We start from the raw sequence: 16,857 nt of genomic DNA on the forward strand, positions 1-16,857 counted from the left end.
CTCTCAGAGCGCCAGGCGGGCGACGGCCAGGTCCTGCCAGCCCATGCCGCAGGTCTTCACGATGCGCGGGCGATCGGATGCCGCGGGCACGGCGCCCGTGAACAGCTCGTGCTGCGTCACGAGGTCACCCTCGTGCAGGTCGCCGGCCGCGATCGCGCGGATCACGTCCCCTGCTTCGGACAGGCCGACGCGCCGGCTCTCCACGACGACCTGCGAGCGGCCGACCAGCGCGGGGTCGAGTTCCGCCTTCTGCGGCTCGTGCGATCCGATCGCGACGAGGGTCGCGTCGTCGCGCACGAGCGAAGCGGGGAACAGCGGTTCGGATGCCGTGGTCGCACAGACCACCAGGTCTGCGGAGCGCACGTCCGACACGTCTCCGGCCCCGATCTGTGCGTCCGGTGCGAGCAGGCGTGCGGACCCGACGGCCGCCATCGTGCGGTCGGTGTCGCGTCCGATCATGCGCACCGTGCGCAGCGGGCGGATCGCCTGCAGCGCCTCCACGTGGCGCACGGCCTGCGGCCCGGTGCCGAAGACGACCAGGTCTCCGGCATCCCTCTCGGCGAGCCGGTCGACGACGGCGGCCGACATGGCCGGCGTGCGCAGCGAGGTGAGCGCGGTGCCGTCGAGCACGGCGGTGGGGGCGAGGGTCTCGCCGTCGAGCAGGATGTACAGCGCCTGGATGCGCTCCAGCCCGCGGGCCGGGTTGCCCGGCGCGACCGTGGCGAACTTCTGGCCGGCCGCGCCGTCGATGGCGGCCGGCATGAGCAGCAGCTGACCGTGCGGCACGTCCTGGATGGTGCGGGGGAGGTCGGCCTCGGGATCGAACCCTCCGCGCAGCGCGTCCTGCAGCCCCCTGATGGCGGCGGACATGCTCACGCGGTCGGCGATCTCCGCGGCGGTGACGAGCGTGAGGTCGGCGATGACATCGGACATGCCCTCAGTCTAGTTGTAATATGTCACGTATCGCGAGGCGATGATGCCGGGCGCGACCTCCTCAGAAGGGAAACCGATGACTCTCGACCACGCGCACGCACCGGCGGCATCCTCCATGCCGGCGCCCGCCGAACGGGACCCGCGCATGCCGCGCCTGACGCTCTCGCCCGGCTTCATCCGCTCCATGCAGAGCGGATGGGGCGAGGCGGACCGGATGCCGCGCCTCACCGCCGGCACCGCGCAGGCCGCGGCCGCGCACCGCGCACGTCTGTCGGCCGCGCTCCCCGGCAGGCGGATCGCTGTGGGAGCGGGGCGTGCGCCGATGCGCGCGAACGACTCGGCATACGAGTTCCGGGCCGACAGCGACTTCCTGTGGCTGGTCGGCGCGGCGATCGAGGACGCCGTGATCGTGCTCGACCCGGTCTCCGGAGGGCACGTCGCGACGCTGTACCTTCCGGCGCCGTTCCGGCCCGGAGACGACGGATTCTTCGGCTCGGCGCTGCACGGCGAGCTGTGGGTCGGGCCGATGCCGGGACTGGCCGAGTACGCGGCGGCGCTGGACGTGCGCACCCGGCCGATCGAGGAGCTGGAGGCGGATGCCGCGACGCTGCGCGCCGGCGTCTCCGTGCTCGATGCGCCGCGCTCGGAGGAGCTGACGCGGACGCTCTCCGAACTGCGGATGTTCAAGGATGAGTGGGAGATCGCCGAGCTGCGCGCTGCGATCGACAGCACGATCGACGGCTTCGCCGCGACCGTGGCCGAGATCCCGTCGGCTGTGCAATGGGGTGGAGAGCGCTGGCTGCAGGGCACCTTCGACCGGCACGCGCGCACGGTCGGCAACGGCGTCGGCTACACGACCATCGTCGGATCGGGCGCGCATGCGCCGATCCTGCACTGGGTGCGGGCCGACGGAGAGGTCGACACCGAGGCGCTGCTGCTGCTCGACATGGGCGTCGAGCGGAACTCGGGCTACACCGCCGACGTGACGCGCACGTTCCCGGCATCGGGTTCGTTCTCCGCTGTGCAGCGGCAGGTGCACGATCTCGTCGAGAAGTCGCATCGGGCCGGCCTCGCGGCCGTCGGGCCGGGAAAGCCGTGGAGTGACTTCCACGTCGCATCGATGGAGGTGCTCGCGCAGGGCCTGCACGACTGGGGCGTGCTGGACGTGTCGGTGGATGAGGCGATGTCGCCGGACGGCCAGCAGCACCGGAGGTTCATCGTGTGCGGTGTGGGGCACCACCTCGGCATCGACGTGCACGACTGCGCCTCGTCGTCGTACGCGGCATACCAGGGTGCGCAGATGCAGGAGGGCATGGTGCTGACCGTGGAGCCCGGCCTGTACTTCCACTCCTTCGACGAGACCCTGCCGCCGGAGCTGCGCGGGATCGGCGTGCGCCTGGAGGACGACCTCCTGGTCACGTCGGCCGGGGCCGAGGTGCTGTCGGACGCGCTGCCGATCGACGCCGACGGCATCGAGGCGTGGATGAAGGGCGTCTCCGCGCTCTGATGCTCAGCGGCCGGCGCCGGTGATCGTGTTGAACGACAGCACGATGATCATCGCGTTCATGAAGAAGCTGAGCACGGAGTGCACGGTGACCAGCCAGCGGGTGCGTGTGCTGAGCACGCTCACGTCGGATGCGGCGAATGTCGTGCCGACGGTGAACGCGAAGTAGACGTACTCGACGAGGCCGGGGTGCGGTGCCTCCGGGAAGCTGAGCGTGCGGTGCGGGGTGCGCAGCTGCTGGTTGAGGTAGAGCTGCGCGAAGCCCCAGTGCAGGAAGCCCCAGGCCAGCAGCATCGCCCAGACGCCGACGAGCTTGACGTACCAGCCGAGCTCCGAGTCGGAGCCCAGCACGATCACGTTCAGAGCCGCGGTCACGCCGATGAGCGTCGGGATGATCGTGAGGACGACGATCACAGGGCCGCGCGCCCGTTCGAACCAGCGCGGGGTGTCGTCCTCGTCTGTCGCGGAGCGGGGCGCGCGGGAGCGGATGGCGAGGTAGACGACCGTGCCGAGGGCGTACAGCGTCCCGAAGACGCACCACCAGCTGAGCAGATCCATGCTGACGTCGACGAGCCCCGCGACGCCGATGCCCGCCAGGACCAGCTGCCATCCCCAGTTCGCCACCCAGGACCAGGCGGAGGTCAGGGTGCGGCGCTTCCGCCGGGCCTTCCTCGGTTCGGACGACATGGCATCACCCTAGCCCCGGCGGTGACCGCTCGATTCGCGCGTAGGCCGTGCAGTGTCGTAAGCTTGTCCGCGGTGACGTGTCCGAGCGGCCGAAGGTGCAACTCTCGAAAAGTTGTGTAGGGTAACCCCCTACCGTGGGTTCAAATCCCACCGTCACCGCCAGATGATCAGGACTCCCGAGACGCTGTCTCGGGAGTCCTGATCGCTTAACGGCGATGTCAGCCGCGAGGGACTCAACTCCCCTCGTGACGTGTGCGCCGGGCCAGGCTCGCGAGGGACCCGAACGGTCGTTCAGGCTCCGATGCAAGAATGGCATCGTCACCTCGCCCCGCTATGTTGCCGTTGATTCCGTCTTGGCCGGGTTCGAGCAGTATCTGGAGCTCGAACAGGGTGACGACGGACTGTGGTGGGTGACTCGCCAGGTTGATGTGCATGCTGACGGATCGTGGCGCTATGGGCGAGGGGCGTTGTCTGAGGACGAACGAGGGATGCTCTCGGACCGCCCGAGCTCTTATGCCGAGCTGGCCGACGATGAGTTCTCCACGACCATTTCGGGCCGAGAGTTTGAGGAGATCTGGCAGGCTGCGGCGCGGCCTTAGTCGCGAGATCTGTGGATCGAGTTCACGGCGTCACCGTGAGCGTTGTTGCGATGGCGTCCTCGCCCTCGAAGCCTCCGGTCGAGGCACTCGCCAGATCCAGAACCGGCGTGAGGTGCCTGATGGGCCGGGCAATGGGTTGAATTTCCACTGTCACCGGCAGATCTTCGTTCCGGCTCTGGCCATGATTCCGACCGCACCGGTAGTGTCATGAGCGCTACGCGCCCCTACCGCGCCGTCCCGCTCGACCGGAGAATCATGAGACTCAGATCACGTCATGCGCTGGCCATGTCGACCGCGATCGCGCTGGGGTTCGCGGGGGTGTCGCCGGCCGCCGCCGTCGCTGCCGCGCCCGCTTCTTCGCCCGCTTCCTCGGTCCAGGTCGCGGCCGCTCCCGCTGTGCCTGCGGCGACGACCTTCGTGATGCCGCTCGCGGAGAAGTCGTACACCGTTTCCGGGTGGCAGGGTCCGCGCTGTATGCCGATGACCGGCGCGAGCACGTCGCACGGCGGCGTCGACCTCGCGACGAAGAGCGGGTCGCCGATCTATGCCGTCGCGGCAGGCGTCGTCACGGCAACCGTGTCGGGGTCCAGCTCCGTGGCCGGGCACATCGACATCCGTCACACGGTCGGGAAGGTGACGTACACGACGAAGTATCTGCACATCTGGTCGGCGACGACCCATGTGAAGGTCGGTCAGGTCGTGGGGGCCGGTCAGCGGATCAGCTCCGTGGGCACGAGCGGAAACTCCACAGGCCCGCACCTGCACCTCGAGCTGTGGGAGAACGCGGCGGGCGGCGACAAGCTGCTCGATCCGGTCCCCTGGCTGAAGAGCCGCAACGTCGACCTCGCGGGGCGGGCCACCGCGATCACGGCCAAGACCGCACCCAGCACGTGCACCTATTACACGACCGGAGCGGTGAACCTGCGCGCAGGTGCCTCGACCGCAACGGCCGTCGTGGCGAATCTCGCCGCCGGCACCATGGTCACGGCGGTGCCGGGCAAGGTCTCCAACTCGTTCCTGCCCGTCAAGGCGGGTTCACGCAGCGGATGGATCGCGAACTGGCTGCTCAGCCCGACTCGCCCCGTGATCACGACTCCGACGCCCACGCCGACGCCAGCGCCGAAGCCGACGACCTCACCGAAGCCGACTCCGACTCCGACGCCCACGCCCACGCCCACGCCTAAGCCGACGCCGGCGCCGAAGCCGACGACCTCACCGAAGCCGACTCCTGCTCCTGCTCCTGCGGGAAGCGTCTCATCCGCGACCACGTACAAGACCACGGCGGCGGTGAACCTGCGTCCCACGGCGTCGACGAGCAAGAAGGCGCTGCTGACGATCCCGAAGGGCAAGAGCGTCGGCAAGGTCCTCGCGTCGAGCGGTTCCTGGCGCAAGGTGACCTACGCCGGGAAGACCGGCTGGGTGCACAAGGACTACCTCACGAAGTCGACCGCGACGTCCGTCGCGCCCAAGGCGACCACGTACAGGACCACGGCGGCGGTGAACCTGCGTCCCACGGCGTCGACGAGCAAGAAGGCGCTGCTGACGATCCCGAAGGGCAAGAGCGTCGGCAAGGTCCTCGCGTCGAGCGGTTCCTGGCGCAAGGTGACCTACGCCGGAAGGACCGGCTGGGTGCACAAGGACTACCTCGCACGGAGCTGATGCGACGAATCTGCCCTGCGAGCAGCGAAACTAAGCTCGAATCATGACCGACGACGTTCGCAATGTGCAGGAAGCCCTTTCGACGATCACGGAGCACTGGCAGCCGCATCGCCTGACCAGCGTCAACGACTACGACGTCAAGGTGGTCAAGCTGCAAGGCGAGTTCGTCTGGCACACGCATCCCGATACCGACGAACTGTTCATGGTGGTCACTGGTCGGCTGACGATCCAGCTGCGCGACCGGGATGTGGTCTTGGAGCCCGGCGACGTGTTCGTCGTGCCGCGCGGCGTCGAGCACTGCCCGAAGGCGACCGAGGAGGTCCACGCCATCCTGTTCGAACCGAAGGGAACGATCAACACCGGCGATGCCGGCGGCGAGATGACGGCGCCGCTGCAGGAACTCGAGTGAACTTCCCGCATGCCTCGCACGGCTGGCAGCGCGCGCCGGGGCGCACCGCGACGACTTCGTCTTGGATGAGACCACGGCCGAGGCCTACTTCGACGGCTTCGAGCCTCGCACGACCGAGGAAAGGGCCGCTGACGGTCTGCCACGTCCCCGCGTAGTCAGTCCGCCAGCGGCCGGCTGTCCGTCACCGGTAGTGCGGATACGCCGGATACACGTACCCGCCGCCCCAGAAGGGCATCACACCGTAGTACTCGAGGATGCCGCCGTAGTTCTCCCTCTGGCGGACCAGCTCGGGGTCGTAGACCGGAGCGCCGGCGACATTCTCACGAGTCTGATCGATCCGCACCTCGTCCTCGGTGATCGAGGTGATGGCGTCGACCGGAATGAGCGTGCTGTCCTGTCCGATGCCGAGGAAGCCGCCGGAGGCCACCTCGATGAAGCGGACCCTGTCCTCCTCGGCGTCGACCAGTAGGTCCTTGACCGTGCCGAGATCCTCGCCGTCGCGGTCCCGAACATCGCGGCCGCGGATGTCCTCGTCGGGCCGGCGGACGATCTCCTCGGTCTCGCTGAGCTTGAACAGAGTTCCTGGTGCCTGCGCGTTCATGATTTCTCCTCCTCCGCCTGATCTTCAGCGTCGGGATCGGTGCGGCCGACCGCATCGGGTTCCGTCTGCGGCCGGCCGATCACTCCGATCCCGACCGCCTCATGGCTGGGTTCGGGGTCGTTCTTCTTCGGAGCCTTCGGCTCCTCGCCGGGCTCCTTCTCCGTGCTCGGCTCCTTCAACTGGTCTCCGGCTTCGGGGCCCCCACCCGCCTCGACGTGGGAGGGGCGCATTCCCTGATCTGAGATGCCGCTCATGGTGTCCTCCTCGTGATTCCCGGGCTCGAAGCTCCGGCCCGGATCACACGCTCGTGTTGCGTCCGCTGATGACGCGGATCAGGAAGGCGATCAGCGCAATCGCTGCGACGACCAGCGCGACCCAGAGCAGCCAGTTCAGCGCGGCGTTCAGGCCGGAGAAGATGGCGACGATCACGGCGATGACGATGATGATGACGAGAGCGATGTTCATGATGAGCTCCTTCTCTTGAGGTGCAGCGCAACCGAATCGTGCGGCGCTGCCATGACTGACACTGCCACCGCACCACTCCGCAGTCGTGGGGGTTGACGAGCCCACGATCGCGATGCTATTTCCGCCGTGTGCGCCCTCACCGGTGGCGCCGTCGCTGTCAACCCCCTTACGGCATCCGGGCGGCAGCGGGCAGGCTGACGCGGAATCTGAAGAGGAGGCATCATGCCACGTGGACGCGGTTCGAACAGCCTGAAGGACCCGGAGCTCTACGAGGAGCTCCGGGACGACGGAGCATCCAAGGAGAAGGCGGCTCGCATCTCCAACGCGGCGGCCCGCGACGGCCGCAAATCCGTCGGAGAGCGCGGCGGCAAGGCGGAGGACTACGAGGATCGCACCGTCGACGAGTTGCGAGCGAGAGCCAAGGAACTCGGGATCACGGGATATTCCGGCAAGCGCAAGGCGGAGCTGATCTCGATGCTCCGCAACCACTGAGCGATGGGGGAGAGCATGGCGCAGAGTACGAACAAGCAGAACACCGAGAGCGGATTCCACGCATCGGCTCAGCTGAGCGAGAACCTGCAGCGCGTGCTGGTCGACCTGATCGAACTGCAGTTCCAGGGCAAGCAGGCGCACTGGAACGTCGTGGGGACCAACTTCCGCGACACGCATCTGCAGTTGGACGAGATCGTCGCCGCAGCCCGCGCGCTCGCCGACACGGTGGCAGAGCGGATGCGGGCGCTGCACGCGCTCCCGGACGGGCGCAGCCGGACGGTGTCGGAGACCACATCTCTGTGGGCCTTCCCGCAGGGCGAGGTCACCACGACCGAGACCATCAACCTGATCACGGAGCGACTGGAAGCTGCTGTGTCCACCGTGCGCGACGTGCATGACGCGGTCGACGAGGAGGATCCGACTTCCGCGGACATCCTGCACGTCGTCCTGGAGCAGCTCGAGCAGTTCGCCTGGATGGTGAGCGCGGAGAACCGCACGCCGGAGTGAGGTCAGCTCCCCAGGAGATCGAGGAGCTGTCCTTCGACACCACGCCCTGATCCGAGGTCCACGACGATCCCGCGCTCGTAGAGATCGAACAGCCGAGGATCCACGTAGCTCGCGCGGGCCACTGCCGGAGTGTTCCCCAGCGTCGTGGCGACGTCGCGCACGACGCGGGCCATCAGGCGCTTGCGCGCGGCAAGGGAGTCCGGCACCCCCGCACGCGCAAGTCCTGAAGCGGCGATGACCGTGGCATGCAGGGTGCGGAAGTCCTTCGCAGTGAAATCCCCGCCGGTGCGTTCGCGAACGTCGTCGTTGATCTCAGCTGCTCGAACCGGATGCCAGTGGCCGTCATCGTCCCACGCGAGCAGTCGCGCCGCCGGTCTGCGCCGGCGTCGCAGCGCCTGGACGATTGCGGCGAGGTCGGCGTCCTCCACCTCGGAGGCCCACGGCTGACTGCTCTTGCCCGGGAATCGCAAGGAGACCACGTCTCCGCTCACCGAGGCGTGGGAGCAGCGCAGCGTCGACAGCCCGATGCTGCCGTGCTCACGGGCGTACTGCTCGGATCCGACTCGCAGCAGCGCTGCGTCGAGCATGCGGAACGCGGCAGCCAGCACGCCCCGCCGTCCCAGGCCCTCGTTCCGCAGGTCCCTGGTGACCCCGCGTCGGGCCAGAGGAAGCGCCTGAGCCAGCACGAGCATGCGGTCGAACTTCTCCGCATCCATCCTCGCCCGCCATTCCGGGTGATACACGTACTGTCGGCGTCCCGCGTCATCCACGCCCGTGGCCTGCAGATGCCCGTTCGGGGCGGCACAGATCCAGACGTCGTCCCATGCCGGTGGGATGGCAAGAGCGCGGATGCGAGCCAGCTGTTCCTCGTCGGCGATGTGCCCGCCCGTGACATCCCGATACTCGAAGCCGCGGCCGCGGCGCACCCTTCGCAGACCCGGGTCGTCGGTGCTCACCCGCCTCAGTCGCATCGGCGGGTCATCCGCGCGGCGACAGGTGCGCGATGGGCGTGGGCCGATCGGCTCTCCGCCCGCTCGTCGGCGCGGCAACGCGGGTGATGCCGTCGAGATCGGCCAGCACGTGCGCGAGATGCTGGTATCTGGTTCGTGCCGGACACGGCCTGCGCAGCCACAGCACGTCGTACAGTCCGTGCCGATCTCGTTCGACATAGGCGACCAGGCCGTCGGCGTCGTTCGCGCGACAGGCGCCGTCGCAGATACGCCAGCGTGAGCCGTCGATCGGCGTCACCTGCCAGCGCGCCTCGGCGGACTCGTGCTCACTCATGATGTTCCTCACCCTCGATCGCGCATCAGGGAAACATCAGGGGCGTGGCGTCAACGAGCGGATCGGTGTCGTCATCGCTCTCGAGCATCCGCTTGAATCGGAGCAGATCGGCCTTGATCCTGCTCTCGTCGAGGTTCATCGCCGCTCCGGCCTTCTCGAGTGCGTTGTCCGGCACCCACGAGAGTTCGACGTCCACGCGGGTGTGTTCATGCCCCCGCGGCAGGAAGCGTACGGTTCCGGAATGCACGAGATCCCCGGTCGCGACCCAGGAGATCTCCTCGTCGAGCGTGAACTGCGTCATCCTCGCATCGAACTCGCGTCGCACACCGGCGATGCGCACGACCCAGTGCGTGCGATCCTCGCCCGTCCTCTCGATGCTCTCGATCATCGGAAGGAGGTCCGGCAGCCCCTCCAGATCCGCCCATTGCTCGAACACGTATGCCGCGGGCCTGTCCACCACGACATCGGCCCTGACGATCTGTGCCTTGTCCATGTCGCCCTCCGTTCTGATCGAGAACGACCCTATGCAGGACATCCGCGTTCGCGCATCGGGGTTGACTTCGGTCCGGAGTATGCCCGATAGTTCTTTGCGCTGCGCACGTCAATGCCCTGCCCGCCCTGCGTTCCGGATGTCAGCCTGACGGCGAACAGGACGGAGAGAGACATGGATACGGCAGACGAGAAGAACGACGACTTCCCAGAGGCCGGCTCCCGTGACGTCCGCACCCTGCGGGAGCTGTTCCGCCTGCAGCTGAGGACCGCGCTCGCGATGGAGTACGACTCCCTCGCCGGGCTCGCCGAGTTGCGCGCGGCGGGGACGCCCCACGACACCACGGACCTGCTCGGGCACCATGCGAACGAGACCCGCGAGCAGATCGAGAACCTGAACCGGATCTTCGCCGCGATCGGGGAGGAGCCCCTTCCCGAGCCGTCGGCGGCGAGCGCCGGCATCCGTCGACAGGGGCGGGATCTGGTCGAGGACTGCGCTCAGGAGATGCGCGAGCGTGCTGTGCTCGCCGCCGCCCTCGGCAGCGAGAGCTACGAGATCGGCTGCTATCAGGGCCTGATCACGCTGGCAGAGGAACTGGATGCCGGCGACGCGGCGGAGCTCCTCCAGTTGAATCTCGCCCAGGAGGTGCACACCGGCGAGGCGCTCCGCAGGCGCCTGCAGGTCGTCGGCTGACGCCGGGGGCGCACGCTCGATCGCCGGTTCACAGCGGCTTGCCGCCGGTCACGGGGAGCACCGCACCCGACGTGTACGAGGCCTCGTCGGAGGCCAGGTACACGTACGCGCCCGCCAGCTCGGCCGGCTGGGCCGGGCGTCCGATAGGGGTGTCCTTGCCGAAGCTCGCCAGTTTCTCGTCATCCCATCCCGTCGCAGGGATCAGCGGCGTCCACACCGGACCCGGCGCGACGGCGTTCACCCGGATGCCGCGGGGCCCGGCCTCCTCGGCGAGTGCCTTCACGAAGGCGACCTGGGCGGCCTTCGTCATGGCGTAGTCGATGAGCCCGGGGGAGGGCTGGTAGGCCTGGATCGAGGCGGTGACGATGATGCTCGCCCCCGGTTCGAGCTTCGGGTAGGCGGCTCGCGCGGTCATCACGGTGCCGAGCAGGTTCGTGTCGAACACGCGGCGCATGTCCTCGGTGCTCAGGCTGGCGAAGCCGTCGATGTCGTGCTGGTACCCGGCGTTCAGCACCACGATGTCCAGGCCGTAGAGTTCGTCGAACGCGCGCCGCACGGCTTCGGTCGCGAAGGATTCGTCACGGAGGTCGCCCGGGATGCTGACCCCGCGGCAACCGGCGTCGCGGATCAGCTGCACCGTGTCATCCGCGTCCTTCTGCTCCTCCGGCAGGTGCACGATCGCGACATCCGCGCCCTCGCGGGCGAAGGCGATCGCGACCGCTCGACCGATTCCGGAGTCGCCCCCGGTGATCAGCGCTCTGCGCCCGGCGAGCCTGTCGTTGCCGACGTACTGCTCCTCGCCGTGGTCGGGCTGCGGATCGGTCCTACTGGTCCTGCCCGGCTGGTCCTGCTGCTGCGGCGGGATCGGTTCTTCCCGATGTGCGTGGCGCGGATCGTTCGGAATGCTCTCGCTCATGCGCTTCTTCTCCTCATCGCGTCGGGTGAACCATGACCGTCGCAGGTCCTGGCCATCCGCCCCAGGGGGTTGACGACGGCGGGAGCACCTTCTAGGCGGCGGGCCCGCGGGCGTCGATGAGGCGAGGAATGAGTGGCGTCGGCGGTCATTCCTCCGGGGCGCCGATGCGCAGTTCGTCCGTGGTGGGCCCGTCGCCGGCATCCGGCGGCTCTGGAACGAGGTAGAGGCCGCCGGGCGAGTTCGCCGTGAAGGCGAGCGCCTCGACCCAGCCTCGATTGATCGAGGGCTGACGGCCGCCGTAGAACTTGAACACCAGGGAGCTGCCGGGGTGCATCCAGACCGTGGTGCGGCCGCCGCCGACGCTGGCGTCCTCCCGCCAGCTGAACGGGAACGGCTCGCCACGGCGCAGTTTCGCCGTGATCACCAGCTGCAGATGCAGCAGCGCACGATCCTCGATCTCGGTCTTGACGCCGCCCTCGTAGATGAACTTGCCCACTGCTGTCCCTTCATCCGTCAGGTACTGTCCACCGGCATCCCGGTACAGGGCTAGGTTAGGCGGTATGGGGCTTCTCTACTACGGCGGAGGCGCCGATCCGATCCAGATCGAGGACCGCGCACTCGCCCATCTCAAGGTCGTGATCGCGACCAAGCTGCGTCGCAATGAGAGCTTCACGCTGTCATGGCAGCACCCTGAGGGGGATGACCCTGGCCGATCGACGATCTGGCTGCATCCGTCCATCCCGTTGCGCTTCGTCTTCGACGAGCCTGAGGCACCCGAGCTGCATGCCGAGTGGATCACGGCGATGGCGCACTCCGCGAACAGCAGCGGCGGCATCACGGTGGTTCCCGAGGACATGTCCTCACCGGTGTAGCCCGCACCGCGCATTCTCGCGGCCACGGCCCGCCGTCAACCCCCTGTCCGTCCCGCTCACGCGTCCGTTACGTTCCCGAGGCATGGGGGCGGCTCCGCCCGTGGACAGGAGGGGATGACGTGACCTCGGACACTCACGAGGAGGACGGCTTCGCCTGGGTTGCGCTGGTCGATCCTGATCGGGCTGATCTGGATGAGGCCATGACGCAGTTCCGGGTCCATCCGGCGCTGCGCGAGGACGCAGCACAGAGCGGGCGGCCCCCGAAGATCGAGATGCTCGACGAGCAGCTTCTCGTCCTCGCCTGGGATCTCGACCCCCGCTCCGCGGTCCGCTATCCCGGGGAGCTCATTCTCATCGTCGGTGAGTCGTGGCTGCTGTCCATCCAGCGTTCCGGCGACGAGGACGTCCGGTCGCTGAGCGGCGTGGTCGAGGCGGACGGCGAGCTCGACTGCACCACGTCGATGCGCGCCGCCGTTCGGATCCTCGCTGTGATGATCCGGGACTATGAGGAGGCCGCCGCCAGGATCGAGGACGAACTCGACGACGTCGAGGCAGAGGTCTTCGATGCCGCGGTCGAGGAGGACTACGAACGGATCTACCGGCTCCGTCGCCGGATCGGGCACGTCGATCGCGCGGCCTCCGCGTTCATGCGCGGCTTCGAGTCCGACACCGAGGACCTGAGCCGGCTGGTGGAGGACGATCCCGAGCTTCGTCCGTACCTCCGCCGGGCCGAGGGCGACCTGGCCGCCCTCGCCGACCTGCTCACGACTCAGCGGATGGCACTGGACGCCGTCGTCTCCAGCCACGAGAGCAATGTGTCATCCCGCCAGAACCGCGACATGCGGACCATCGCGGCGGTGGCGGCACTCCTGGCGCTGCCGACCGTGGTGGCCGGGCTGTACGGCATGAATTTCCGCGACCTGCCACTGCTGCACGTGCCGTTCGGGTGGGTCGTGGTGCTCGCCGGCATCATCATCGTGGATGTCGGAGCGGTCTGGTGGTTCCGCCGGCGGGGCTGGCTCGGCGAGAGCAGGAAGCGCGATCACTGATCAGGTGTGTCATTCCGACTCCACCGCGGACACGCCGTGCGGGGTGCCGACCGGCTTCGACTCGGCCGATCCCCTCTGGCGCAGGTAGATCGAGAACGCGACCATCGTGCCGACGGCCAGGAACTCGGACTGCCAGTTCTGCAGCGTGCGGTCCCAGAAGTCGGCGGAGACGACGTACTCGTCCCAGGAGGGCGCCGGTTGGCCGTGCATCGCGCTCTCCTCGCCTGCGACGATCGTCCCGGCGAGGGACTGGAGCAGCCAGGACAGTACGAACACCGTGCCCATCACGATCATGAGCGAGTTCCCGTACAGCGCCGTGCGCCAGCCGCCCGTCTTCGCCCAGCCAGGGGAATCCGCGGAGGCGTGGGTGCCGACCATCTGGGCCTCATCGCTCTCGCGTCCTTCGTCTCCCGGTTTCTTCGACTCCGGCGAACCGCGCTGAACCAGCCAGACAGTGGCTGCGATGAACAGGAAGAACTGCAGGAACTCCGACTGCCAGTTCTCCGCGACGTCGACGACGAAATCGGGGGAGAGCACGAAGCCGATGAAATCCGCAGGGGCGCGGCCGTGCTGCGTCATCTCCTCGACCTGCCGGAAGTAGCCCGCGATCGCCTGCCCGCCGAGCGCCAGCAGGAACAGCAGCAGGAAGAACAACCCGAGAGCGTTGTCGCGCAGCATTCGTCGCATGGTCATCGTCCCCCGATCACGATCGCGAACATCGTGGCCAGACCTCCCACGGTCACTGTCATCCAGAGCCAGAAGATCACGGCCGACCCCGTCCTGTCCCCGTCCTTCATCCGAACCTCCTTCGCTCGAGCGTCGGGCAGAGCGGTGACGGGATGAAGGGCCTTGACGAGCGCCGCCCCGCCTGTCAACCCCCTGCCCCGCGCGGGTCCCGTTCCGTACCGTCGGTGCTCCACTCACGGAAGGAGAGAAGACGATGACTCTCATGAAGGAGACCCTGACGAAGGACGTCATGACTCCCGGTGCGCGCTGCATCGGCGAGAACGACTCGCTCGCGACCGCCGCACGGTTGATGGCCGACCTGCAGGTCGGCTCCCTGCCGATCTGCGGTGAGGACGGCAAGCTGAAGGGCATGCTCACCGATCGCGACATCGTCGTGAAGGCGATCGCGAACGGTCATGACCCCGCCCAGACGACGGCCGGCGCGCTGGCCGAGGGACGACCGTACATGGTGGACGCGGAGGACGACGTGCACCGTGCCCTCGAAGTGATGGAGGAGCATCAGGTGCGCAGGGTGCCGGTGATCGATGATCACGTGCTCGTGGGCATCATCGCGCAGGCCGACATCGCCCGGTCGATGGCCCGCCAGCAGACCGGCGAGACCGTCGAGCAGATCTCGCGCTGATGGATGTCACGACGACGCACGCCGCGTGGGGAGCGGGAGATCCGCGTCTCCTCGTGCGGCGCGAGGACGCCCGGCTGGAGCATCCGCTCACCCTTGCCGAGACGCACATCGGGTCGGGTCCGGAGAACGATCTGGTTCTGGACGGCGCAGACCCCGTGCACGCGACGATCGTCCACGACGAGCGGGACGAGTACGTCCTGGCGCTGCACGGCGAGGGCGAGATGAACGCACGTCCGGAGAACGATGACCGCACCGAGATCCTGAGGACCGGGGCGCGATTCACGATCGCGGACTGGACGCTGGTCTTCATGCGGGAGGAATACGCCGATCATGGTCGGCCGTATGGCGGGCGCGAGGGCGGGGAGGGCGCCGATCAGCCGCTGCAGCCCGAGCGACCCGACTACGCCGCCGACAGAGAAGACCCGGGACCTTGGGATGAGCCAGGGCCCGATGAAGAGAAGGAAAACCGACCGATGCCAGGCATCGAGAAGAGGAGCGCATCATGAACGCTGCAGACAAGATGAAGCACGCCGCCGAGGAGATGGCCGGCAAGGTCAAGGAGGGGGCAGGCAAGCTCACCGGCAACGAGGAGCTCGAGGCCGAGGGCAAGATGGACCAGGTGAAGGCGGATGCGAAGCAGGCCGGCGATGCCGTGAAGGATGCGGTGAAGGATGCCGGCGAGCACGCCAAGGACGCGACGGGAAAGCTCACCGACAGGGACTGAGTCCGGTCGGACCGCAAGGAGGCGACGTGGCCCGGATCGGCATCGAGGAGGAATTCGTCCTGCTCGAGGAACAGACCCTCGTCCCGCTCGGGATGGGGCCCGGGACGAGAGAGCGGATCAGCGACCGGAGCGCCTCGGGTGAGGTGATGCCGGAGTATCTCACGTGCCAGTTCGAATGCGTCACCGAACCCCTGTCGACGCTCGCGGAGGCGGACGCGGATCTGCGCCGCCTCCGCGGGCTGCTCGGCGAATACGCCGCAACGCGGGCGGCCGTCGCCGCTTCGACGGGCACACCGTTCATCTCCCCGGGAGGGCTCGCGGTCTCTCCCTCCTCGCACTACCACGACGTCGCCGACCAGCTCGCGGAGATCACACGGGAGCATCTGGTCAACGGCCTGCATGTGCACGTCGAATCGGGGGATGACGACGAGGAGCGTGTGCGCACACTCAACCGCTTGCGCGGATGGCTGCCGCTGCTCCTCGCGCTGACGGGGAACGCCCCGTTCGCGCACGGTGTCGCATCGGGGTTCCAGAGCTGGCGCAGCATCCTCATCCGTCGCCTGCCCTCCTCCTGGTGTCCGCCGCAGTTCCATGACTACGACGACTACCGAGGCAGGACGGAGCGACTGGTGGCGCTGCGCGCGATCCCGGAGGCCGCTTCGCTCGCCTGGGCCGTGCGGCTGTCCGAGCGCTTCCCGACCGTGGAGATGCGAGTGTTCGACGCGCAGTTGACACCAGAGGACACGCTCTTCGCCGTTGCGCTGACCCGAGCGATCGCGATGGGAGGAGACACCGCCGTCACACCGGCGGCCGAACTCGACGGCATCGACGCATCGCTCTGGATGGCAGCCCGTGACGGCACGGATGCCCGGGTCATCGATCCCATGACCGGGGATGTCGACGGCGTGTGGACGATCGCCGCTCGCCTGGTGGATGCGATCGGCCCCGTCCTCCGAGGGCTGGGGGAGGAGGACTTCGTGCGCGATCATCTCGAGGCGATCCGTGCTGACGGAACGGGGGCGCAACGGCAGCAGCTGGCCCTCGCTCGAGACGGCGTGGCCGGCCTGCGGGCTCTGTACCGATCGGGCACCGAGAGCGCGACACGCCCGGGGTGAGTGGCCCGATTTGCCAGAACGGCCGGATCCACGTAAATTATTACTTGTTCGCCCCAAGCGGTTGAGCGAAAGGCCGGAAGGCCCAGCTCCCCTCCAAGCGGCGGACACACCACCTCCACTTCACTCCCGAGTGAACGGCACACGTGCCACGGAGCGTGGAGGAGATCAATTGCTCTGTTGAGACGGTCGCGAGGCCCGACTTCAGATGCGTCCGATCCTTGAGAACTCAACAGCGTGCACTTGTCAAATGCCAAATAACCTCGTCCCTGACCTTTTGGTTGGGGTGAGATTCCTTTGGATCAATTTATATGGATGTCAGCAATGATGTTCGTTTTTTGGTCATGATTGAACTCGCTGCCTTCTGGTCTTTTTCCGACTGGTTGGTTGGCAATCGTTTTTTACGGAGAGTTTGATCCTGGCTCAGGATGAACGCTGGCGGCGTGCTTAACACATGCAAGTCGAACGATGAAGCCCAGCTTGCTGGGTGGA

Annotated in this window: 24 protein-coding genes, 1 tRNA gene and 1 rRNA gene; 14 read left to right on the forward strand and 12 right to left on the reverse strand. The window is 67.7% G+C overall.

Annotated elements, in window-relative coordinates:
* Positions 1–3 precede the first annotated feature (3 nt).
* Positions 4–933 carry an ornithine cyclodeaminase family protein gene (locus tag ACFVAE_RS14450; RefSeq protein ID WP_378893469.1) on the reverse strand — a complete coding sequence of 310 codons (930 nt, stop codon included), beginning with the start codon at positions 931–933 and terminating at the stop codon, positions 4–6.
* A gap of 76 nt (positions 934–1,009) precedes the next feature.
* Between ACFVAE_RS14450 and ACFVAE_RS14455 the strand changes: the two genes are divergently transcribed.
* Positions 1,010–2,440 carry an aminopeptidase P family protein gene (locus ACFVAE_RS14455; RefSeq protein WP_378893472.1) on the forward strand — a complete coding sequence of 477 codons (1,431 nt, stop codon included), beginning with the start codon at positions 1,010–1,012 and terminating at the stop codon, positions 2,438–2,440.
* 3 nt (positions 2,441–2,443) lie between these two features.
* Here the strand turns inward: ACFVAE_RS14455 and ACFVAE_RS14460 are convergent, their stop codons facing one another.
* Positions 2,444–3,124: a DUF1345 domain-containing protein gene (locus tag ACFVAE_RS14460; protein WP_378893476.1), complete on the reverse strand. Its 681-nt coding sequence runs from the start codon at positions 3,122–3,124 to the stop codon at positions 2,444–2,446.
* A gap of 71 nt (positions 3,125–3,195) precedes the next feature.
* Here ACFVAE_RS14460 and ACFVAE_RS14465 point away from each other — a divergent pair.
* Positions 3,196–3,286, forward strand: a tRNA-Ser gene (locus ACFVAE_RS14465).
* Between the two features lie 709 nt (positions 3,287–3,995).
* Here the strand turns inward: ACFVAE_RS14465 and ACFVAE_RS14470 are convergent.
* Positions 3,996–4,169 (reverse strand): hypothetical protein, encoded by a 174-nt coding sequence (locus ACFVAE_RS14470; RefSeq protein ID WP_378893478.1) that lies wholly within the window; start codon positions 4,167–4,169, stop codon positions 3,996–3,998.
* 28 nt (positions 4,170–4,197) lie between these two features.
* Here ACFVAE_RS14470 and ACFVAE_RS14475 point away from each other — a divergent pair, with 28 nt between their 5' ends.
* Complete coding sequence (locus ACFVAE_RS14475) at positions 4,198–5,382, forward strand: SH3 domain-containing protein (protein WP_378893480.1); 1,185 nt, start codon at positions 4,198–4,200, stop codon at positions 5,380–5,382.
* Positions 5,383–5,425: 43 nt separating this feature from the next.
* Entirely contained in the window at positions 5,426–5,791 is a 366-nt protein-coding gene (locus ACFVAE_RS14480; protein ID WP_378893483.1) for a cupin domain-containing protein, read from the forward strand.
* Between the two features lie 181 nt (positions 5,792–5,972).
* Here the strand turns inward: ACFVAE_RS14480 and ACFVAE_RS14485 are convergent, their stop codons facing one another.
* The 3 genes from ACFVAE_RS14485 to ACFVAE_RS14495 are packed head-to-tail and all read right to left on the reverse strand — an operon-like array spanning position 5,973 to position 6,857.
* The gene (locus ACFVAE_RS14485) at positions 5,973–6,392 is read right to left on the reverse strand and encodes a PRC-barrel domain-containing protein (protein ID WP_378893484.1); all 420 of its coding nucleotides are present in this window, start codon (positions 6,390–6,392) and stop codon (positions 5,973–5,975) included.
* A complete protein-coding gene (locus ACFVAE_RS14490; protein ID WP_378893487.1) occupies positions 6,389–6,646 on the reverse strand; it encodes a hypothetical protein in 258 nt (85 codons plus the stop codon). The genes ACFVAE_RS14485 and ACFVAE_RS14490 overlap by 4 nt, the downstream gene beginning before the upstream one ends.
* Before the next feature lie 43 nt (positions 6,647–6,689).
* Positions 6,690–6,857: a hypothetical protein gene (locus ACFVAE_RS14495; RefSeq protein WP_378893489.1), complete on the reverse strand. Its 168-nt coding sequence runs from the start codon at positions 6,855–6,857 to the stop codon at positions 6,690–6,692.
* Between the two features lie 222 nt (positions 6,858–7,079).
* On the opposite strand from ACFVAE_RS14495, the gene ACFVAE_RS14500 reads away from it, so the two are divergent.
* Together ACFVAE_RS14500 and ACFVAE_RS14505 are read left to right on the forward strand one after the other, a co-directional pair.
* Entirely contained in the window at positions 7,080–7,349 is a 270-nt protein-coding gene (locus ACFVAE_RS14500; protein ID WP_378893492.1) for a Rho termination factor N-terminal domain-containing protein, read from the forward strand.
* Between the two features lie 15 nt (positions 7,350–7,364).
* Positions 7,365–7,856, forward strand: a complete 492-nt coding sequence (locus ACFVAE_RS14505) for a Dps family protein (RefSeq protein WP_378893494.1) — start codon at positions 7,365–7,367, stop codon at positions 7,854–7,856.
* A 2-nt stretch (positions 7,857–7,858) separates the two neighbouring features.
* On the opposite strand, the gene ACFVAE_RS14510 is transcribed toward ACFVAE_RS14505, so the two are convergent.
* The 3 genes from ACFVAE_RS14510 to ACFVAE_RS14520 are packed head-to-tail and all read right to left on the reverse strand — an operon-like array spanning position 7,859 to position 9,633.
* Positions 7,859–8,812, reverse strand: a complete 954-nt coding sequence (locus ACFVAE_RS14510) for a DNA topoisomerase IB (protein WP_378893497.1) — start codon at positions 8,810–8,812, stop codon at positions 7,859–7,861.
* Between the two features lie 22 nt (positions 8,813–8,834).
* A complete protein-coding gene (locus ACFVAE_RS14515; protein WP_378893500.1) occupies positions 8,835–9,140 on the reverse strand; it encodes a hypothetical protein in 306 nt (101 codons plus the stop codon).
* Positions 9,141–9,165: 25 nt separating this feature from the next.
* The gene (locus tag ACFVAE_RS14520; RefSeq protein ID WP_378893501.1) at positions 9,166–9,633 is read right to left on the reverse strand and encodes an SRPBCC family protein; all 468 of its coding nucleotides are present in this window, start codon (positions 9,631–9,633) and stop codon (positions 9,166–9,168) included.
* Positions 9,634–9,804: 171 nt separating this feature from the next.
* Between ACFVAE_RS14520 and ACFVAE_RS14525 the strand changes: the two genes are divergently transcribed.
* Positions 9,805–10,323 carry a ferritin-like domain-containing protein gene (locus ACFVAE_RS14525; RefSeq protein WP_378893504.1) on the forward strand — a complete coding sequence of 173 codons (519 nt, stop codon included), beginning with the start codon at positions 9,805–9,807 and terminating at the stop codon, positions 10,321–10,323.
* 28 nt (positions 10,324–10,351) lie between these two features.
* On the opposite strand, the gene ACFVAE_RS14530 is transcribed toward ACFVAE_RS14525, so the two are convergent.
* Both ACFVAE_RS14530 and ACFVAE_RS14535 read right to left on the reverse strand, forming a co-directional pair.
* Positions 10,352–11,239, reverse strand: a complete 888-nt coding sequence (locus ACFVAE_RS14530; RefSeq protein WP_378893507.1) for an SDR family oxidoreductase — start codon at positions 11,237–11,239, stop codon at positions 10,352–10,354.
* Between the two features lie 145 nt (positions 11,240–11,384).
* Entirely contained in the window at positions 11,385–11,735 is a 351-nt protein-coding gene (locus ACFVAE_RS14535) for an ATP-dependent DNA ligase (protein WP_378893510.1), read from the reverse strand.
* A 64-nt stretch (positions 11,736–11,799) separates the two neighbouring features.
* On the opposite strand from ACFVAE_RS14535, the gene ACFVAE_RS14540 reads away from it, so the two are divergent.
* Complete coding sequence (locus ACFVAE_RS14540; protein ID WP_378893513.1) at positions 11,800–12,111, forward strand: hypothetical protein; 312 nt, start codon at positions 11,800–11,802, stop codon at positions 12,109–12,111.
* A 119-nt stretch (positions 12,112–12,230) separates the two neighbouring features.
* The gene (locus ACFVAE_RS14545) at positions 12,231–13,160 is read left to right on the forward strand and encodes a CorA family divalent cation transporter (RefSeq protein ID WP_378893515.1); all 930 of its coding nucleotides are present in this window, start codon (positions 12,231–12,233) and stop codon (positions 13,158–13,160) included.
* Between the two features lie 9 nt (positions 13,161–13,169).
* Here ACFVAE_RS14545 and ACFVAE_RS14550 read toward each other — a convergent pair whose 3' ends face one another.
* Positions 13,170–13,853 (reverse strand): DUF6766 family protein, encoded by a 684-nt coding sequence (locus ACFVAE_RS14550; RefSeq protein WP_378893518.1) that lies wholly within the window; start codon positions 13,851–13,853, stop codon positions 13,170–13,172.
* Positions 13,854–14,100: 247 nt separating this feature from the next.
* Here ACFVAE_RS14550 and ACFVAE_RS14555 point away from each other — a divergent pair, with 247 nt between their 5' ends.
* The 5 genes from ACFVAE_RS14555 to ACFVAE_RS14575 all read left to right on the forward strand — a co-directional run.
* Entirely contained in the window at positions 14,101–14,529 is a 429-nt protein-coding gene (locus ACFVAE_RS14555; protein WP_378893521.1) for a CBS domain-containing protein, read from the forward strand.
* Complete coding sequence (locus ACFVAE_RS14560) at positions 14,529–15,035, forward strand: FHA domain-containing protein (RefSeq protein WP_378893523.1); 507 nt, start codon at positions 14,529–14,531, stop codon at positions 15,033–15,035. The genes ACFVAE_RS14555 and ACFVAE_RS14560 overlap by 1 nt, the downstream gene beginning before the upstream one ends.
* Entirely contained in the window at positions 15,032–15,253 is a 222-nt protein-coding gene (locus tag ACFVAE_RS14565) for a CsbD family protein (RefSeq protein WP_378893526.1), read from the forward strand. Before ACFVAE_RS14560 ends, ACFVAE_RS14565 begins: the two co-directional genes overlap by 4 nt.
* A gap of 26 nt (positions 15,254–15,279) precedes the next feature.
* Positions 15,280–16,368: a YbdK family carboxylate-amine ligase gene (locus ACFVAE_RS14570; protein ID WP_378893528.1), complete on the forward strand. Its 1,089-nt coding sequence runs from the start codon at positions 15,280–15,282 to the stop codon at positions 16,366–16,368.
* 397 nt (positions 16,369–16,765) lie between these two features.
* Positions 16,766–16,857: ribosomal RNA gene (locus ACFVAE_RS14575) — 16S ribosomal RNA — on the forward strand; the annotation flags it as partial.

Source organism: Microbacterium sp. NPDC057659, assembly GCF_042799915.1.
Taxonomy (GTDB): domain Bacteria; phylum Actinomycetota; class Actinomycetes; order Actinomycetales; family Microbacteriaceae; genus Microbacterium.

Bases quoted from the DNA above. Each gene is read 5' to 3' on its own strand.
- ACFVAE_RS14515 (WP_378893500.1), bottom strand. From the start codon at position 9,140: ATGAGTGAGCACGAGTCCGCCGAGGCGCGCTGGCAGGTGACGCCGATC.
- ACFVAE_RS14550 (WP_378893518.1), bottom strand. From the start codon at position 13,853: ATGACCATGCGACGAATGCTGCGCGACAACGCTCTCGGGTTGTTCTTC.
- ACFVAE_RS14530 (WP_378893507.1), bottom strand. From the start codon at position 11,239: ATGAGCGAGAGCATTCCGAACGATCCGCGCCACGCACATCGGGAAGAA.
- ACFVAE_RS14460 (WP_378893476.1), bottom strand. From the start codon at position 3,124: ATGTCGTCCGAACCGAGGAAGGCCCGGCGGAAGCGCCGCACCCTGACC.
- ACFVAE_RS14525 (WP_378893504.1), top strand. From the start codon at position 9,805: ATGGATACGGCAGACGAGAAGAACGACGACTTCCCAGAGGCCGGCTCC.
- ACFVAE_RS14540 (WP_378893513.1), top strand. From the start codon at position 11,800: ATGGGGCTTCTCTACTACGGCGGAGGCGCCGATCCGATCCAGATCGAG.
- ACFVAE_RS14475 (WP_378893480.1), top strand. From the start codon at position 4,198: ATGCCGATGACCGGCGCGAGCACGTCGCACGGCGGCGTCGACCTCGCG.
- ACFVAE_RS14495 (WP_378893489.1), bottom strand. From the start codon at position 6,857: ATGAACATCGCTCTCGTCATCATCATCGTCATCGCCGTGATCGTCGCC.
- ACFVAE_RS14520 (WP_378893501.1), bottom strand. From the start codon at position 9,633: ATGGACAAGGCACAGATCGTCAGGGCCGATGTCGTGGTGGACAGGCCC.
- ACFVAE_RS14455 (WP_378893472.1), top strand. From the start codon at position 1,010: ATGACTCTCGACCACGCGCACGCACCGGCGGCATCCTCCATGCCGGCG.
- ACFVAE_RS14565 (WP_378893526.1), top strand. From the start codon at position 15,032: ATGAACGCTGCAGACAAGATGAAGCACGCCGCCGAGGAGATGGCCGGC.
- ACFVAE_RS14480 (WP_378893483.1), top strand. From the start codon at position 5,426: ATGACCGACGACGTTCGCAATGTGCAGGAAGCCCTTTCGACGATCACG.
- ACFVAE_RS14555 (WP_378893521.1), top strand. From the start codon at position 14,101: ATGACTCTCATGAAGGAGACCCTGACGAAGGACGTCATGACTCCCGGT.
- ACFVAE_RS14500 (WP_378893492.1), top strand. From the start codon at position 7,080: ATGCCACGTGGACGCGGTTCGAACAGCCTGAAGGACCCGGAGCTCTAC.
- ACFVAE_RS14485 (WP_378893484.1), bottom strand. From the start codon at position 6,392: ATGAACGCGCAGGCACCAGGAACTCTGTTCAAGCTCAGCGAGACCGAG.
- ACFVAE_RS14450 (WP_378893469.1), bottom strand. From the start codon at position 933: ATGTCCGATGTCATCGCCGACCTCACGCTCGTCACCGCCGCGGAGATC.
- ACFVAE_RS14505 (WP_378893494.1), top strand. From the start codon at position 7,365: ATGGCGCAGAGTACGAACAAGCAGAACACCGAGAGCGGATTCCACGCA.
- ACFVAE_RS14490 (WP_378893487.1), bottom strand. From the start codon at position 6,646: ATGAGCGGCATCTCAGATCAGGGAATGCGCCCCTCCCACGTCGAGGCG.
- ACFVAE_RS14560 (WP_378893523.1), top strand. From the start codon at position 14,529: ATGGATGTCACGACGACGCACGCCGCGTGGGGAGCGGGAGATCCGCGT.